Below are 17,029 nucleotides of genomic sequence, written 5' to 3' on the forward strand. Positions count from 1 at the left end.
ACTTTTTCGGCCGCCCGCAGAACATCCTGATGGCTTGCAAGGGCGAGCAGAAGGAGCGTTATCTGCTGCCTGCCGTACGCGGCGAGAAAATGGATGCCCTCGCCATGACCGAGCCCGATGCCGGCTCCGATGTGCGCGGCATGAAATGCCAGGCGGTGCGCGACGGCAGCGACTGGGTGATCTCCGGGTCCAAGCACTTCATCTCCGGCGCGGAACACGCGGATTTCTTCATCGTCTTTGTGGCGACTGGCGTCGACGACACGCCCAAGGGTCCGAAGAAACGCATTACCTGTTTCCTGGTCGACCGGGGCACGCCGGGCTTCGAGGTGCGCGACGGCTATAACTCCGTCAGCCATCGGGGCTACAAGAACTGCATTCTTTATTTCGACAAGTGCCGTCTGCCGGACAGCCAGGTTCTGGGTGAGGTCGACGGCGGTTTCGAGGTCATGAACGAGTGGCTCTACGCCACCCGTCTGACGGTTGCCGCCATGAGCGTCGGCCGGGCCCGGCGCTGCTTCGACTATGCCGTCAACTACGCGGCGGAGCGCAAGCAGTTCGGCCAGCAGATCGCCAAGTTCCAGGGCGTCAGCTTCCAGGTCGCCGACATGATCACCGAGATTGACGCCGCCGACTGGCTCACCCTTGCCGGAGCCTGGCGCCTGGATCAGGGCCTGCCCGCCAACCGGGAAATCGCAAGCGCCAAGGTCTATGCTTCGGAAATGCTGGCGAAGGTGACCGATGTGACGCTGCAGATCTTCGGTGGCATGGGTCTGATGGATGACTTCCCGATAGAGCGTTTCTGGCGCGATGCGCGCGTGGAGCGGATCTGGGACGGCACCAGCGAAATCCAGCGCCACATCATCAGCCGCGAAATCTTCCGCCCGCTCGGAGCCTGACCCATGCGCTCCCTCGAACGGCTCTTGAGGCCGAAATCCATTGCTGTGATCGGCGGCGGTTTCTGGTGCAGGAACGTCGTGCGGGAATGCCGCAGGTCCGGTTTCGACGGGCCCTTGTGGCCGGTTCACCCGACGCGGCAGGAGATCGACGGCGTTCCGGCCTTCTCTTCGCTGGGCGAGCTGCCCGGCATTCCGGACGCGGTCTTTGTCGGCGTCAACCGGCACGCGGCGGTCGAGCTCATCGGGGAGCTTTCAAGGCGCGGCGCGGGCGGTGCGGTCTGCTTTGCCTCCGGGTTCAGGGAAGCAACGGCGGAACTTGCCGACGGAGGCGATCTGCAGGCGGCGCTGGTCGAGGCCGCTGGCGACATGCCGTTCCTCGGACCCAACTGCTACGGCTTCATCAACGCGCTCGACGGGGCCGCGCTCTGGCCCGATCAGCACGGACTTGTTGCGGCAGAGCGGGGCGTTGCCCTCATCACACAGTCGTCGAACATTGCCATCAACCTGACCATGCAGCAGCGGGCGCTGCCGATTGCCTATGTGGTCACCGCCGGCAATCAGGCCCAGACGGGTCTGTCTGAAATCGGTGAGGCCCTGTTGCAGGACGACCGCGTCACCGCCATCGGCCTGCACGTCGAGGGCATAGACGACTTGCGGCGTTTCGAGACCTTTGCCCGCAAGGCGAAAACAGCCGGAAAGCCGGTGGTTGCCCTGAAGGTTGGCCGGTCCGAGCAGGCGCAGGGCGCAACGGTTTCGCACACGGCCTCCCTTGCCGGCAGCGCTGCCGGCGCCAGCGCGCTTTTCAGGCGTCTCGGGATCGCCGAAGTCCGCAGCCTTCCGGTGCTGCTGGAAACCCTGAAGCTTGCCCATGTGACAGGCGGCCTGCCGGACGGCCGCATCGCTTCCATGTCCTGTTCGGGCGGGGAGGCCAGCCTGATCGCGGACACGGCTACAGGCCTCAATGTGACGTTTCCGCCCCTCGGAAAAGACCAGAAAGCCGCGCTCTCCGAAGCGCTTGGTCCCAAGGTGGCGCTCGCCAATCCGCTCGACTATCACACCTATATCTGGAATGACATCGATGCCATGGGGCGCACCTTTGCAGCGATGATGATGGGCGATGTCTCCCTCGGCGTGGTCATCCTCGACATCCCGCGCGAAGACCGCTGCAACGCGGACGACTGGTACAAGGTGATCGGTGCCATCGAATATGCCGCGCGCACCAGCGGCAAGCGCATGACGGTGCTGAGTTCGCTTGCCGAAACGATGCCGGAGGTTTTTGCCGCAGAGCTGATGACCAAGGGCATCGTCCCCCTGTGCGGCATGGAAGAGGCCGTTGCCGCGATCGGGGCGCTGGCTGCGGTTTCCGGCCCTTTGCCGGAAGGAGACATTCTGTTGCCTGCCGCCTTGACCGGCGTTGCCACGCTGTCGGAGCATGAGGCGAAAGACCAGCTGAAGGCATTTCAAGTTCCGGTGCCGGACAGTCTTTCGGTTCTGGGAGGCGAGGACGCGGCGCATGCGGCGGAGCGGATCGGTTTCCCCGTGGTTCTCAAGGGCACCGGCATCGCGCACAAGTCGGACGCGGGGGCGGTTGCCCTTGACCTGAACTCTCCAGATGACGTTCTGACTGCGGCGGCCCGCATGCCGGTTACGACGTTGCTGGTGGAAAAAATGGTCACGGGAACGATCGCCGAGCTTCTGGTCGGTGTGGTTCTCGATCCGGCCCACGGCTACGTCCTGACCCTCGGCGCGGGCGGGGTCCTCACCGAACTTCTGAAGGACACGGTCTCACTGACCGTGCCTGCCTCGGCGGAGGAAATCGAAACGGCGCTGAAATCCCTGAAAATCGGTCCTATGCTGACCGGATACCGGGGAGGTCTTGCCTGCGACATGCAAGCTGTCGTCAGGGCGGTTCTGTCTGTCCAGTCCTATGTGGCCTCGGCTGCTGTCGAGGAAGTCGAAATCAATCCGCTGCTATGCGGCAAGGACTTTGCCATTGCAGCGGACGCACTCATCAGATGTGGAGCGGTCAATGACGGATAATCCGATCAAGACAACACGAAACGGTCATGTGCTGGAGGTGGTCCTGGACCGGCCCAAGGCAAATGCCATCGACCTGGCGACCAGCCGCATCATGGGCGAGGTCTTCACCGAATTCCGGGACGACCCGGAACTCCGGGTCGCCATCGTCACCGGGGCGGGGGAAAAGTTTTTCTGCCCGGGATGGGATCTGAAAGCGGCCGCCGAAGGCGACGCGGTGGACGGCGACTATGGCGTTGGCGGTTTCGGCGGATTGCAGGAACTGCGCGGTCTCAACAAGCCGGTCATCGCGGCGGTCAACGGCATCTGTTGCGGCGGCGGGCTGGAACTGGCGCTCTCCGCCGACATCATCCTGGCCGCAAACCATGCAACCTTCGCGCTGCCGGAAATCCGCTCCGGAACAGTGGCCGATGCCGCCAGCATCAAGCTGCCCAAGCGTATTCCCTACCACATCGCCATGGAGATGCTGCTGACCGGCCGCTGGTTCGATGCGGAAGAGGCCACCCGCTGGGGACTGATCAATCATATTTACCCGGCTAATGACCTGATGGCCGAGGCCCGCAAGATGGCCGAGTTGCTCGCCTCCGGTCCCCCGCTCGTCTATGCGGCGATCAAGGAAGTGGTCCGCGAGGCGGAGGACATGAAATTCCAGGATGCGCTGAACCGCATCAAAGGAAGCCAGTTCGCGACGGTGGAAAAGCTCTACCGCTCCGAAGACCAGAAGGAAGGCGCGCGTGCCTTCGCCGAGAAACGCGATCCGGTCTGGAAGGGCCGTTAGAGCATCGTGCGTTCGGCAGAACGCCCAAAAAGCTGATCGAGGAAGACAAGATGCCACTCACAATGAACCGGAATGTTTTCATCACCTGTGCCGTGACCGGCTCCGGCGGCACACAGGACAAGTCCCCCCATGTGCCGCGCAGCCCGAAAGAGATCGCCGCCAGCGCCATTGACGCGGCCAAGGCGGGCGCTGCCGTCGTCCACTGCCACGTGCGCGATTCGGAAACCGGGGCGCCGTCCCGCAGGCTGGATCTCTACCGCGAGGTGACAGACCTCATTCGCGCCGCCGACGTCGATGTCGTACTGAACCTGACAGCCGGTATGGGCGGTGACATGGTGTTCGGCAGCACCGAGGCGCCGTTGCCGCTCAACGAAAAGGGCACCGACATGGTCGGCGCCACCGAGCGCATGGCCCATGTCCGTGAGTGCCTGCCGGAAATCTGCACGCTTGATTGCGGCACCATGAACTTCGCCGAAGCCGACTATGTCATGACCAACACGCCCGGCATGCTGCGGGCCATGGGGTCGATGATGACCGAGCTCGGCGTCAAGCCGGAAATCGAAGCCTTCGACACCGGTCACCTGTGGTTCGCCAAGCAGCTCGTCCAGGAAGGCACACTCGCTTCGCCCGCGCTTGTGCAGCTGTGCATGGGCGTTCCCTGGGGCGCACCGAACGACATGAACACCTTCATGGCCATGGTCAATGCGGTGCCCGACGACTGGACCTGGTCCGCCTTCAGCCTTGGCCGGGACCAGATGCCCTATGTGGCGGCCTCCGTCCTGGCTGGCGGCAACGTGCGCGTCGGCCTGGAAGACAATCTCTTCCTGGAAAAAGGCGTGCTGGCCACCAACGCCCAGCTGGTCGAGAAAGCCGTCGGTGTCATCGAGGGCATGGGTGCGAAGATCATGGGTCCTGAAGCCGTGCGCGAAAAACTTGGCCTGACCAAGCGCGCCCCCGGCGCTTAAGGCACCTGACGATGTCGCGAAAGGTGCTGATCACGGCGGGAGCTGCCGGTATCGGCCGCGCCATCGCCGAACGGTTTCTGGAAGACGGCGACGAGGTCGCCGTCTGCGATGCCGATCCGGCGGCTATTGCGGCGTTCACGGATGCCCATCCCGGCGTTCTGGCGGTGGTTGCCGATGTCACCTCGGAACCGGAAATGGACAGCTTCCTGTCCGATCTGGAACGCCGCTGGGGCGGGGTGGACGTGGTCTGCGCCAATGCGGGGACCGGTGGTCCGGCCGGGGCGATCGAAACGCTGGATTACGGGGAGTGGCAGCGCTGTGTCGCCACCAATCTCCATGGCGCATTCCTGACCTGCCGCTGGGCGGCCCGCGTGATGAAGGCGCAGGGCCACGGCCTGATCACCCTGACGTCATCGACCGCGGGCCTCTTCGGTTATCCCTACCGCTCGCCCTACGCCTCGGCCAAATGGGCCATAGTCGGCCTGACCAAAACGCTGGCGATGGAACTCGGGCCGCACGGCATCCGCGTCAACGCGGTCTGTCCCGGCGCCGTCGAAGGCCCGCGCATGGACCGCGTCGTCGCCATGGAAGCGGCTGCGCGTGGCGAGACGGAAGAGGCCATTCGCGAAAGTTATGTCGAAGGCGTGTCGATGAAGACCTGGGTCACGGCCCGGGATGTCGCCAACAGCATTCACTATCTGGCCTCTGACGGCGGAGCCAGGATTTCAGGACAGGTTCTGGCCATCGACGGCCATACGGAGACCCTTGCACCATGACCAGAAAAGCAACCATTGTCGGCGGCGGCGTGATCGGCGGGGGATGGGCCGCCCGCTTTCTCCTCAACGGCTGGGACGTTGCCGTTTTCGATCCCGATCCGGAAGCGGAGCGCAAGATCGGCGAAGTGGTCGCCAATGCCCGCCGCAGCCTGCCCGCACTTTATGACAATGCATTGCCTCAGGAAGGCAAGCTCACCTTCCACGATACGCTGGAAGCAGCGGTTGAAGGCGCGGACTGGATCCAGGAAAGCATTCCGGAACGCCTGGACATCAAGCACAAGGTGCTCGGCAGCCTGACGGAGCTGGCCCCGGCAAAGGCCGTCATCGGCTCCTCGACCTCAGGCTTCAAGCCGTCGGAACTGACCGCGAAGGGCGCGCGGGCGATCGTCGCCCATCCCTTCAACCCGTTCTACCTGCTGCCGCTGATCGAACTGGTGGGAGATGCGGAGGAGACGGAGCGGGCGGCGGAGATCCTGCGCGGCATCGGCATGTTCCCGCTCAAGGTCCGCAAGGAGATCGACGCCCATATCGCCGACCGTTTTCTGGAAGCGGTCTGGCGCGAGGCGCTCTGGCTGGTCAAGGACGGCATTGCCACCACGGAAGAGATCGACGAGGCGATCCGCATGGGCTTCGGTCTGCGCTGGGCGCAGATGGGCCTTTTCGAAACCTACCGGGTCGCGGGCGGCGAAGCGGGCATGAAGCACTTCATGGCGCAGTTCGGTCCCTGCCTGCAGTGGCCCTGGACCAAGCTGATGGATGTTCCGGAGTTCACAGATGAGCTGGTGGACCTGATCGCCGGCCAGTCCGACGCGCAGTCCGGACACATGTCCATCCGCGAGTTGGAGCGGCTGCGCGACGACAATCTCGTCGGCATGATGCGTGCGCTGAAAAAGAGCGGCAGCGGTGCGGGCGGTGTCATCAAAGCTCACGAGGCCGCGCTGACCCCGCCGGATAATGACGGCCTGCCGGTGACCGGGGACCGCCAGATCCCGCAAAGCTGGACGGATTACAACGGCCACATGAACGAGGCCTATTATCTGGAGGCCGCCGCCGCCGCGAGCGACCGGTTCATGGAAATCATCGGCGCGGATGCGGACTATATCGCCTCAGGCAGGAGCTACTTCACGGTCGAGAACCATATCCGGTATCTGGATGAGCTGATGGCGGGCGAACGCCTGATCATCCGCACGCAGGTCCTGAATGGCGCCGGCAAGAAGATGCACCTGTTCCACTTCCTTTATGGCGCGGAAGGCAAGCTTGCCGCCACGGTGGAAACCTTCCTGCTTCATGTGGACCTGACCACCCGCGCCAGCAGCCTGCCCGGTCCCGAGGTTGCCGCAAAACTGGAAGCCTATGCCGAAAAGCATCGGTCCCTGCCGGCTCCGGACGGAATGGGCAGGTTCGTCGGTCAGCGGTAGACAAATGCCGCCGGTCCCGCAGGACCGGCGCCTTTCGCTTCCTCACATTCTGGAGGCGCAACCGGCAAGGGCGGCAAAGTCGTCGTCCAGCAGATGGACTGGAATGCCGGACACGAGTTCGCTCTGGCGGCCTTTTGAACGAAAGGCCGTCAGGAACTCCGGCTCGGCAAGGTAGCGCGCGAGACTGCGGGTCACGCCGCCTGTCAGCACGATACCGCCAAGAGACATGAAGGTGAGCGCCAGATCGCCGACCACGCGTCCGAGGAAGGTCACCCATTGGCGTGCCGCCGCCTCGCAGACCGCGTCGCTGCCGCTTACCGCAAGCCCGGCAATTTCAGCGGGTGTACGCGTTTCGATCGGCTTGCCCTGTTCCAGGCAGAACCACTCGAAGATCTCCCGCAGTCCGTTACCCGACAGAGCCCGTTCCATGGAGGCCCGGCCGCGATTGAGGGCAAGGTAGGACCACAGCCGCAGTTCGGCGTCCGTTTCGACCGGAAGCGTGCTGTGCCCGCATTCCCCGATGCCGACATGGTCACCCCGGGCTGTGCGGAAGAGGGCGGCCGCATTGAAGCCGGTGCCCGCCCCCACAACCAACCGTGTCGCATTCGTGCGCAACTGCTGCAAGGGTTGATGCAGGGGTTTCAGGCGGGCCGGGTCGATCCGGTCGAGCGAATAGGCCAGCGCTTCGAAATCATTGAGGAAGGTAACGTTTGCACCGCCCAGAACCTTGCCGATGCAATCGGCGCGGAAGGTCCATGGATGGTTGGTCATTTGAATGGCTGTGCCGTCGATCGGTGCGGCAATCGCAATGACGGCGGCTCCGCAGGCCGGGCGGCCCGTATCGGTCAGGTAGCTGTCGATCGCATCTTCCGGCGTATCGAAATCTGCATTTCGGAAACGCGCAATCGTTTCCTCACGCACCTTGCCGTTTTCCACCAGGGCAAGACGGGTGTTGGTGCCGCCGATATCGGCGGCCAGTCCTTGAAAGTGGCTCATAGACGATTACCCGTTGCAATATCGAAATAGGAAATCTTGGACAGGTCGAAGGCAATGGGGGCGGTTTCGCCGGCATTGACGTCTGCGTCGGCCGACAGGCGGGCAATGGCTTCCGTTCCGCCGAGATGAATGACGGCATAGGTATCCGGACCGGCGGGCTCCACCACCTCCAGCAGGCAGTCCGCCTGTTGCACAGTGCGCCCGTTTACCCGCTCCGCATCGGTCATGGCTTCGGGTCTCAGGCCGATCAGGACATCGCTCGGTTCGCTCTGCAGCACCTTGGGTGCCGTCGCGGTGTCGACCAGTTCGATCGCCTTGCCTTGCGGGGTCGGAATTTCCAGTTTGATCCCGTCCGCCGCAGGTGTGGCCCTGGCTTTCATCAGGTTCATCGACGGCGCGCCCATGAAGTCGGCGACAAAGGCATTCACCGGGGTATTGTAGATCTCGTGCGGCGTGCCGATCTGCTGAACGATCCCGTCCTTCATCACCACGATGCGTGTTGCCAGCGTCATGGCCTCGATCTGGTCGTGGGTCACATAGACGATGGAGGCGCCCGTCGTCTGGTGGATGCGCTTGATTTCCGTGCGCATGGTGACCCGCAGCTTGGCGTCCAGATTGGAGAGTGGCTCGTCGAACAGGAACAGCTTCGGGTCACGCACCAGCGCACGGCCCATGGCCACCCGCTGCCGCTGGCCACCGGAAAGTTCCGCCGGCCGACGCTGCAGCAGATGATCGATCTTCAGGAGGTCGGCAACCTCCGCCACTTTCTTCTTTTTCTCGGCCTCCGCCACTTTCCGCACTTCCAGGCCGAAACCGATATTGCGTTCCACGCTCATGTTGGGAAACAGCGCATAGGACTGGAACACCATGGCAATGTCCCGGTCCGCCGGTTCATCGTTCGTCCGGTCCTTGCCCGCGATATGGATCGTGCCCGAGGTGATGTCCGTCAGACCGGAAATGCAGCTCAGCAATGTCGACTTGCCGCAGCCGGACGGGCCGACCAGCACCAGGAATTCGCCCGGCTCCATGGAGACGTTGATGTCCTTGAGAACCTGGACGTCGCCGTATTGCTTCTGAAGATTGTCGACAGACAGGATGGGATTTTCCGGCATGACGGCACGTGTTCCTTCTTGCGTTTCCATGGTGGCTCAGCCTTTGACGGACCCGGCAACCAGTCCGGAGACAATGAATTTCTGAAAGGCGATGGCGAGGATGGCAGGCGGCAGGGTGGCCAGCACGCCAACCGAGGCGATGACGCCGTAATCGGTGACCCGTCCGGCGGAAAAATCCGCGATGGCGACGGGCAGGGTCTTTGCGCTGAGATCGTTGGTGAAGATCAGTGCGTAGAAGAACTCGTCCCAGGCGACCAGAAACGACAGCATCGCAGTCGCGGCGATCGCCGGCAGGGCGAGCGGCAGGACCACCTGGCGGATCGTGTAGGCGGTGCTTGCTCCTTCCATGAAGGCGGCCTGCTCCACTTCCACCGGCAGCACGTCGATATTCGCCTTCATCAGCCAGGTTGCGAAGGGCAGCAGCATTGCGGTGTAGACGATCACAAGCGTCAGCGTCTTGTTGAGCATGCCAAGGCTGGAGAAGGTCGAATAAAGCGGCAGGATGTAGGTGATAGGCGGCATCATGATGGTTGCAAGGAATGCAAACAGCAGCACCATCGAAGCCTTGCGCCTTGCAAAGGAATAGGCGGCAGGAATGGCAAGCAGAAGGGCGATCAGGGTCGCGCCGCCCGCCGTCAGGATCGAGTTTCGAAGCGCGCTCAGGAACCGTTCCCCGCTGCCGCCCTCAAGATCCATCAGCGCGGCATAGCGGCTGAAATCGAGCTCGGAGGGGATCCAGCGCAGGGGCACTTGCGTGAGGTCCGTCGGTGCGCTGATGCTCATCACCGCGAGCCACAGCAGCGGGCCCGCCGTGAAAAGTGCCAGCAGGATCGCGCAGGCGTAAAGCAGGATCGATTGGGTCAGGGAGCGTTTCATGCCGTTCCTCCGGCTGCCTGTCGCCGCGTGGCGGAATAGTAGAAGAGGATCAGCACGGCGCTGATGCCGGCCACCAGCACCGCGTAGGAAGCGCCGCTGCCGCTTCTGAGGTAATTGAAATACTCCTGGTAGACGTAGAAGCTCGCCGTCTTGGTGCTGTCGGCCGGACCGCCGCCGGTCATCACGTAGATGATGTCGAAGACGCGGAAGGCCTCGATGGTCCTGAGCACCATGACCACCATCAGCGGCCCCATGATCCAGGGCAGGGTGATCGAGCGGAACCTTTTCCAGGGACCGGCACCTTCTACAGCTGCCGCCTTGTTGAGGTCATCCGGCACCGTTTGCAGGGCGGCAAGGGCCACATAGGCAACCAGCGGGAAATTCTTCCAGACGTCCGCCAGAATGACCATGTTCATCGCCGTTGCCGGGTTACCGATCCAGCTGCGGTAATCGCTGATGAAACCGAGCTGATAGAGCAGCGAGTTCAAGGCGCCGTAATCGGGATGGTAGATCAGCCGCCAGGCGACAGCGTTGACGATGGTTGGCACCGCCCAGGGCAGGATGATCAGCGCCCTGAGCAGGAGCTGCCCACGGAACTGCTGGTTCAGGAGCACGGCAACCGCGACGCCCAGAACGCCTTCCAGCCCCACCGAGACGATGGTGAAATAGAGCGTTCGGTAGAGGGCGGCCTGAAAGTCCGGGTCGGTCAGCGCGTAGAGATAGTTTTCAAGGCCGATGAAATGCACCGGCTTGGGGAGCGCTGAAATACGCGTGTCGGTGAAGCTCAGCCATAGGGTGTTGGCAAGCGGGATCAGCGTGATCAGCGCGAGCACAAGCATGGCCGGCGCCAGAAGGATCCATTTTTCTTTGGTCTGGCGTCGGCCAAGCATCGGTTTGTCTCCTGTCAGTCGTCGCCGGTCGGCCTGCCTTCAGCTGAGACCAGCCGAAAGCAGGAATGTTGACCGGCCTGATGCCCCGGCGCTTAGCGGATGCGCTTCACGCGGTCGGCGGCAGCGTTCAGGGCGTCTTCAACGCCGGCTTCGCCGAGAAGAACCTGATGGATGTTCTTCTGCAGGATATCGGAGACTTCCGTGTAGGAGGGCACCAGCGGGCGCGGATACATCACGGCGATGGACTTCTTGGCGGCTGCAATCAGCTCTTCCTGGCCTTCCATGACCTTGGGCTCCTCATAGGAGGCTTTCCAGATCGGCAGGCTGAGCTTCGCATAGTCGTCCTGGATGTCCTTCTGGGTCAGGAAGGCGATATAGGACCAGGCCTCGTCGGCATGCGGGCTGTTGGACGGAATGCCGAGGCCCATGGAGCCGTTGACGCCGGAAGCCGTGCTCTTGCCGTCAACGCCCGGTGCCGGAGCGACCTTCACCTTGCCGGCGACCTTGCTTTCCTTCGGATCGTTGGCAAGGGCGTTCATGTAGGTCCAGTTCAGCGCGAAAGCCGCTTCGCCGTTGGAGAAGACCCGGCGGACATCTTCCTCGAAATATTCACGCGAGGCCGGATTGGTGAGCCCCTCGTCCAGCGTTGCTTTCATGAAGGTGACGGCGTCCTTGGCGCCGCCCGCATTGAATGCCGGCTGACCTTCCTGGAAGAACGCGCCGTCATTGGCCGCCGTCAGGGTGGTGAAATCGCAGATCATAGCTTCGGACTGGGACCAGCTCCAGACGAGCGGATGGTCGACGATGCCCTTTTCCTTGATGGTGCGGGCTTGGGCAACAAGCTCGTCCCAGGTCTTGGGCGGTGCGGAGATGCCTGCCTGTTCAAGCATCTCGGCGTTGTAGAAGAGATACTTTGTATCGAGGATCCACGGCATGCCGTAGCGCTTGCCGTCATATTCGACCGTGGTCCAGGCGCCGTCGAAGACCTTCTCGGTGTAGTCGGCCGGAATGCGGTCGGTGACATCGGTCAGGAAGCCGCCGGTGGCGAATTCCGCCGGCCAGATCACGTCGAACAGAACGACGTCATAACCGTCGTCGCCGGCACCTGCCGCGGCGATAATCTTGTCGTGGAGAGCTTCGTAAGGAACGAATTCCAGGTCCACCTTGACGTCGGGATTGGCCGCTTCGAACTTCGCGGTCATCGACTTGATGTCGTCCTCGCTATAGGCCGCCTGACTCATGAAAAGTGCATTGAGTGTGGTATCCGCCAGGGCCGTCGAGGCCATGGCCAGGGTTGCGAATGCCGACCCCGTAATCAGTTTTCCAAACGTGTTCATTTCGCCCTCCGGTTTTTATTGAGCGGGTGCATCCTAAGCTGTGTTTTTTTATTTTGTCAAATTGATAGAAAAAATAAATTCTGTTCTATTGGTGCCATGACAGACATGCCTGCGATCCCTTCCTCGTTCCGGACGAGCGGAACCAATCTCACCCGGGCCAAGACCCACAATCACCGTGTCGTCCTTGAAGTCATCCGCACTCGCGGACCGATCGGCCGTACCGAAATCTCTGAAATCACGTCACTTTCCCGGCAAACGGTGCAGAATATCGTCGGTGAGCTGGAAGGACGCGGCATTGTCGAAATGCACGCCCAGAAGGCGACGGGCCGGGGTCATCCGGGCATGAAGGTCGCGATCCGGGCCGAACATGCCTGCTCGCTCGGGTTTCACGTCGACCGCCTGTCGGTGACGGCAATCGCATGCGATCTTCTGGGCAACATCGTCTGGCAGGAAAGCCGGCAGCATTCCGCCTCCACAGTCGCCGCGGCCAACGAACGGATCCTGGATCTCGCGGCACACTTCCGTCAGGCACACGGTCAGATGGCGGACCGCCTGTTCGGGGTCGGTCTCGCGGCGCCCGGCCCTTTCGAGGTTCCGGGTCATGCGGTCCGTGACAGGGACGCGACGAATTTCTCGGAATTCGGTTCAGCCGAAAATCTCGGCGTGTTGCAGGAAGCTCTCGGACTGCCGGTGGTGCTGCAGAACGATGCGTCGGCCGCCGCGCTCGGCGAGCACGTTTATGGCATCGGCCGCAATTTTAGCAGCTTCGCCTTCATCCAGTTCGGCATGGGTCTGGGGGCGGGTTTTGTGCTCAACGGCGCGCTTTATCCGGGAGCCACGAAGAACGCGGGTGAAATCGGCCACGTCATCGTCAACCCGGCCGGTCCGCAATGCACCTGCGGCAATCGCGGTTGCCTGGAACGGTATCTCTCCCTCAACGCGCTTTGCGAGCGCCTTGGCCTGGAACCCACGGACCCGGCGTCTGTGGTGCGGATCGAGGCGTTGTTCGGGGAGGGGGACGGCCAGGTTCTGGACTGGATGTCGGATGTCGCCCCATACATGCGCCAGCTCGTCAATCTGGTGGAGATGATGCTCGACCCGCAGGCGATCGTCCTCGGCGGCATCATCAGGCCGGATTTCCTTCAAGCCCTGCTGGAGCGTGCCGAACCGCTGCCCGAGCGCATCGACGGCATTCGCAAGAGCGAGGACCGGATCCGGGTCGGCACCTCCGGCGCCACGGCCGTTGCCCTCGGCGCGACAGCCGCCGCCGTCGATGCCCTCTATGCCCCGTCGGTGTCGCATCTGCTGCTGTGACGTTCCGGTTGGAGAGGCAACCCCGGAAATCCGGACTTGATCGTCACGCCTTTTGGCCCATCCTTTTTCAGAGGCGCATGCAAACGGGAGGAACGCCCGACCATTCGCCGGATGGAGGAGGCGCGCGGCGAGACTGAAAAATACCTTCAGATCGATCCGGACTTTTCGATTGCCGCCGGGGAGAAGACCGAGGCCTACGCCGACCCCATGGAGCTGAAGCGGTTCACGGACGGCCTCAGGAAAGCCGGGTTTCCGGAGTAATTGATCGATGCGTGGGCGAGCAGCATGTCTTCGACGGCACTTGCTGCACGGGATATTCTCTTGCAGCAGGGCCTTCACTCCGTGAGAATGCCGATCGGGGGAAGACGTTTACCGGGTGACGAAGTTCTTGATCGGAGCCTTGAATTTATGTCCAAACGATTTTCAGTCCTGTTGATCAAGCCATCTCACTACGACGATGACGGCTATGTCATCCAGTGGCTGCGCGCGCCGATCCCGTCAAATTCGCTTGCATCCGTGTTTGGTCTCGTCAAGGACTGTGCCGAGCGCAAGGTGCTTGGGGAGGATGTCTCGATCGAAACGCAAGTGGTCGACGAGACCAACACAAAGGTCGAGATCGGGAAACTGGTCAGGTCGCTGAAGCAGGCCGATGGCTGTCTTGTCGGACTGGTCGGCGTCCAGTCCAACCAGTTCCCCCGCGCTATCGATATCGCCAGACAGTTCATTGCTACGGGCATTCCGGTCGTTGCCGGAGGATTTCATGCGGCCGGAAGCATTGCGATGCTGCCCGAGATCCCACCGGAAATCGTCGCGGCACAGGAACTGGGGCTGTCCATTTATGCCGGTGAAGCGGAAGGCCGCATGCAGGATCTTCTGAAGGACGCCTGGGCGGGCGAGTTGAAGCCGATCTACAACTTCATGAAGGACCTGCCGGGCCTTGAAGACGCGGTGCATCCGATCCTTCCGGCGGACGCGGTCCGCAAGATGGCCGGTGCCTATACCAGTTTCGATGCCGGGCGTGGCTGCCCGTTCCAATGTTCGTTCTGCACGATCATCAATGTTCAGGGACGCAAGTCGCGGTTCCGTACCGCGGACGACATCGAGGCTATTATCCGCGCGAACGCCGCGCAGAACATCCGGCGTTTCTTCATCACCGATGACGATTTTGCCCGCAACAGGAACTGGGAAGCAATCCTCGACAGGTTGATCTGGTTGCGTGAGGACGAAGGGCTGAAGTTCAAGCTCACGCTTCAGGTCGACACCCTGTGTTATCGCCTGCCGGGCTTCATCGAGAAGGCCGCGCGCGCCGGATGTGCAAGGGTCTTCATCGGGCTTGAGAACATCGACCCGGACGCGCTTGCCGGTGCGAAGAAACGCCAGAACAAGATCTGGGAATATCGCAAGATGCTGCAGGCTTGGAAGGATGCGGGCGTCATCACCTATGCCGGATATATTCTTGGGTTCCCGGGCGACACGCCGGAGAAGGTCTGGCGCAACATCGAGATCATCAAAAAGGAACTGCCGCTCGATCTCATCGAGTTCTTCTTCCTCACGCCGCTACCCGGCTCCGAAGACCACAAGGTGCTGGCATCCAGAGGCATTTGGATGGATCCGGATTTCAACAAGTATGACCTCAATCATCGTGTCACCCACCACCCGGACATGACGGACGCGGAGTGGGAGAAAGTCTATCTGGACAGCTGGAAGCAGTTTTATACGCCGGAGCACGTGGAGACGGTGCTGCGGCGCGATGCTGCGCGCGGCGCAAGGACCAAGGCGCTCTATTCATCGATGGTCCACTTCCTCGGAGCGATCCTGATCGAGAAAGTCCACCCGCTGGAATGCGGCATCGTCCGGCGCAAGCACAGGGACCAGCGCCGTTACGGCATGAAGCTGGAAAATCCGCTGGTGTTCTATCCGAAGCGGGCGGTCGAGGCACTCGGGGCAGGGCTGGCCTGGGCCCGGCTCTTCCTGAAATTCAGGCCGGCCCTCAAGCGGGTCCTGGCGGACGAGAACCGCAGGAGTTACACCGACCTTGCGCTGTCACCGATGAGCGCCATGGAAGAACAGGAGATGGACCTCATCCAGGTATTCAGGGACGCCATTCCCAAGACCCACGGCGCGCCGGACGCAGGGCGGAAGGCGGTCGTCGCGAAATAGCGGTCGAAGCGTTTTCCGCCACCGTGCGTGTCAGGACCTCAGAGCCCCAGCATCCGCCTGATTTGCTCCCGGTCGATTTCCCCGCCGGCAAAATCGTCGAAGGCCTTGTCCGTCACCTCGATGATGTGGCTCTCGATGAAGGGCGCGCCTTCGGCGGCGCCCTGCTGCGGCGATTTCAGGCAGCATTCCCATTCCAGTACGGCCCAGCTGTCATATCCGTATTGCGCCAGTTTGGAGAAGATGCCGGAGAAATCGACCTGGCCGTCGCCTAGGGAGCGGAAGCGGCCGGCGCGGCCGACCCAACCCTGGTAGCCGGAATAGACGCCCTGGCGTCCGTCCGGATTGAACTCGGCGTCCTTCACGTGAAAGGCGCAGATGCGCTCGTGATAGATGTCGATGAAGGCGAGGTAATCCAGCTGCTGCAGCAGGAAATGCGAGGGGTCGTAGTTGATCCGGCAACGGTTGTGGCCGCCGAGCGCCTCCAGGAACATCTCGAAGGTGGCGCCGTCGAAGACATCCTCGCCCGGATGGATCTCATAGCCGACATCGACGCCGTGATCTTCGTAGACGTCGAGAATCGGCTTCCAGCGCCGGGCGAGTTCCGCAAAAGCCTCGTCGATCAGGCCGGCCGGGCGCTGGGGCCAGGGGTAGAGATAGGGAAAGGCCAGCGAACCGGTGAAGCTGACGGAGGCGTCGAGGCCAAGCTTCCGGCTGGCAATGGCCGCCTTCTTCATCTGGTCCACGGCCCATTCCTGACGGGCGTTCGGGTTGCCGTGGACATGCGCCGGGGCAAACCCGTCAAAGGCCAGATCATAAGCCGGATGAACGGCGACGAGCTGGCCCTGAAGGTGGGTGGACAGCTCCGTGATTTCCACGCCCGCATCCGTGCAGATGCCCTTGATTTCGTCGCAATAGGCGTCACTCTCCGCGGCTGTGTCGAGATCGAACAGGCGGCTGTCGAACGTCGGGATCTGAACGCCCTTGTAGCCGAGCTCCGCCGCCCACTTGGCGATGGACGGCAGTGAGTTGAACGGGGCATCGTCGCCACCGAACTGGGCCAGGAAAATTGCCGGTCCCTTGATCAGTCCAGCCATGGGTGTCTCCCTTTGGTGTGTTGGGGGGCCGCAAGGCGAAACCGTGCCTCACGTGCCCTCCGGTGCATACGAAAACCTGCTGAAATCGGCTGTCTTGCCCAGACCGGTGATGTCGAAGGCGAGCATGCCGGTAAAGGCGCCGGTGAAAGACCCGTGTTCGCCGCGCCCGCCTTCATCGGAAATGACGCTTGCATCGAGGTCGGGGCCGAATGGTTTCCAGTCGCCTTCCTGGCGCCAGAAGAATTGCTGGCGGGCGCCGGTCACATCCACCGCAAGCTCGACCGGTCCGCCGGCGAGGGCCAGGGGCTCCGCCGGAAAGCTCAGCCGTCCGTCCGGCCAGTTGCCGGGGCAGGACAGAAGCGTCAGGCAGCGGCCGAGCC

15 protein-coding genes and 1 pseudogene are annotated in these 17,029 nt (G+C 62.4%); 9 read left to right on the forward strand and 7 right to left on the reverse strand.

Going from position 1 to position 17,029, the window contains the following annotated elements; translation table 11 throughout:
- The 6 genes from ACQY7U_RS08645 to ACQY7U_RS08670 all read left to right on the forward strand — a co-directional run.
- A partial coding sequence (locus ACQY7U_RS08645; protein ID WP_428643527.1) for an acyl-CoA dehydrogenase family protein occupies positions 1 to 896 on the forward strand: 896 nt, incomplete at its 5' end.
- A 3-nt stretch (positions 897 to 899) separates the two neighbouring features.
- Positions 900 to 2,936 carry an acetate--CoA ligase family protein gene (locus tag ACQY7U_RS08650; RefSeq protein ID WP_428643528.1) on the forward strand — a complete coding sequence of 679 codons (2,037 nt, stop codon included), beginning with the start codon at positions 900 to 902 and terminating at the stop codon, positions 2,934 to 2,936.
- Positions 2,926 to 3,711, forward strand: a complete 786-nt coding sequence (locus ACQY7U_RS08655) for a carnitinyl-CoA dehydratase (protein ID WP_428643529.1) — start codon at positions 2,926 to 2,928, stop codon at positions 3,709 to 3,711. Before ACQY7U_RS08650 ends, ACQY7U_RS08655 begins: the two co-directional genes overlap by 11 nt.
- Positions 3,712 to 3,761: 50 nt before the next feature.
- On the forward strand, positions 3,762 to 4,676 hold the full coding sequence (locus ACQY7U_RS08660) for a 3-keto-5-aminohexanoate cleavage protein (RefSeq protein ID WP_428643532.1): 915 nt from the start codon (positions 3,762 to 3,764) through the stop codon (positions 4,674 to 4,676).
- Positions 4,677 to 4,687: 11 nt separating this feature from the next.
- The gene (locus ACQY7U_RS08665; RefSeq protein ID WP_428643534.1) at positions 4,688 to 5,452 is read left to right on the forward strand and encodes an SDR family oxidoreductase; all 765 of its coding nucleotides are present in this window, start codon (positions 4,688 to 4,690) and stop codon (positions 5,450 to 5,452) included.
- A complete protein-coding gene (locus ACQY7U_RS08670; protein WP_428643536.1) occupies positions 5,449 to 6,870 on the forward strand; it encodes a carnitine 3-dehydrogenase in 1,422 nt (473 codons plus the stop codon). Before ACQY7U_RS08665 ends, ACQY7U_RS08670 begins: the two co-directional genes overlap by 4 nt.
- A 42-nt stretch (positions 6,871 to 6,912) precedes the next feature.
- Here ACQY7U_RS08670 and ACQY7U_RS08675 read toward each other — a convergent pair whose 3' ends face one another.
- The 5 genes from ACQY7U_RS08675 to ACQY7U_RS08695 all read right to left on the reverse strand — a co-directional run bounded on the left by ACQY7U_RS08675 (position 6,913) and on the right by ACQY7U_RS08695 (position 12,081).
- On the reverse strand, positions 6,913 to 7,866 hold the full coding sequence (locus ACQY7U_RS08675) for an ROK family protein (RefSeq protein WP_428643538.1): 954 nt from the start codon (positions 7,864 to 7,866) through the stop codon (positions 6,913 to 6,915).
- Complete coding sequence (locus ACQY7U_RS08680; protein WP_428643540.1) at positions 7,863 to 9,008, reverse strand: ABC transporter ATP-binding protein; 1,146 nt, start codon at positions 9,006 to 9,008, stop codon at positions 7,863 to 7,865. Before ACQY7U_RS08680 ends, ACQY7U_RS08675 begins: the two co-directional genes overlap by 4 nt.
- Positions 9,009 to 9,014: 6 nt before the next feature.
- Positions 9,015 to 9,854 carry a carbohydrate ABC transporter permease gene (locus ACQY7U_RS08685; RefSeq protein WP_428643542.1) on the reverse strand — a complete coding sequence of 280 codons (840 nt, stop codon included), beginning with the start codon at positions 9,852 to 9,854 and terminating at the stop codon, positions 9,015 to 9,017.
- Positions 9,851 to 10,744: a carbohydrate ABC transporter permease gene (locus ACQY7U_RS08690; RefSeq protein WP_428643545.1), complete on the reverse strand. Its 894-nt coding sequence runs from the start codon at positions 10,742 to 10,744 to the stop codon at positions 9,851 to 9,853. The genes ACQY7U_RS08685 and ACQY7U_RS08690 overlap by 4 nt, the downstream gene beginning before the upstream one ends.
- Positions 10,745 to 10,836: 92 nt before the next feature.
- Positions 10,837 to 12,081: an extracellular solute-binding protein gene (locus ACQY7U_RS08695; protein ID WP_428643548.1), complete on the reverse strand. Its 1,245-nt coding sequence runs from the start codon at positions 12,079 to 12,081 to the stop codon at positions 10,837 to 10,839.
- 105 nt (positions 12,082 to 12,186) lie between these two features.
- Here ACQY7U_RS08695 and ACQY7U_RS08700 point away from each other — a divergent pair, with 105 nt between their 5' ends.
- From ACQY7U_RS08700 to ACQY7U_RS08710, 3 genes are all read left to right on the forward strand, one after another.
- On the forward strand, positions 12,187 to 13,395 hold the full coding sequence (locus tag ACQY7U_RS08700; RefSeq protein ID WP_428643550.1) for an ROK family transcriptional regulator: 1,209 nt from the start codon (positions 12,187 to 12,189) through the stop codon (positions 13,393 to 13,395).
- A gap of 36 nt (positions 13,396 to 13,431) precedes the next feature.
- Positions 13,432 to 13,656: a hypothetical protein gene (locus tag ACQY7U_RS08705; RefSeq protein WP_428643552.1), complete on the forward strand. Its 225-nt coding sequence runs from the start codon at positions 13,432 to 13,434 to the stop codon at positions 13,654 to 13,656.
- Positions 13,657 to 13,803: 147 nt separating this feature from the next.
- Positions 13,804 to 15,555, forward strand: coding sequence for a B12-binding domain-containing radical SAM protein (locus tag ACQY7U_RS08710; protein ID WP_428643553.1), 1,752 nt, complete (start codon positions 13,804 to 13,806; stop codon positions 15,553 to 15,555).
- A gap of 38 nt (positions 15,556 to 15,593) precedes the next feature.
- Here the strand turns inward: ACQY7U_RS08710 and ACQY7U_RS08715 are convergent, their stop codons facing one another.
- Both ACQY7U_RS08715 and ACQY7U_RS08720 read right to left on the reverse strand, forming a co-directional pair.
- Complete coding sequence (locus ACQY7U_RS08715; protein ID WP_428643555.1) at positions 15,594 to 16,649, reverse strand: sugar phosphate isomerase/epimerase family protein; 1,056 nt, start codon at positions 16,647 to 16,649, stop codon at positions 15,594 to 15,596.
- A gap of 48 nt (positions 16,650 to 16,697) precedes the next feature.
- Positions 16,698 to 17,029: pseudogene (locus ACQY7U_RS08720) on the reverse strand (glycoside hydrolase 43 family protein); the annotation flags it as partial.

It is taken from the genome of Roseibium sp., from assembly GCF_050301095.1.
In the GTDB taxonomy this organism is placed as follows: Bacteria; Pseudomonadota; Alphaproteobacteria; order Rhizobiales; family Stappiaceae; genus Roseibium.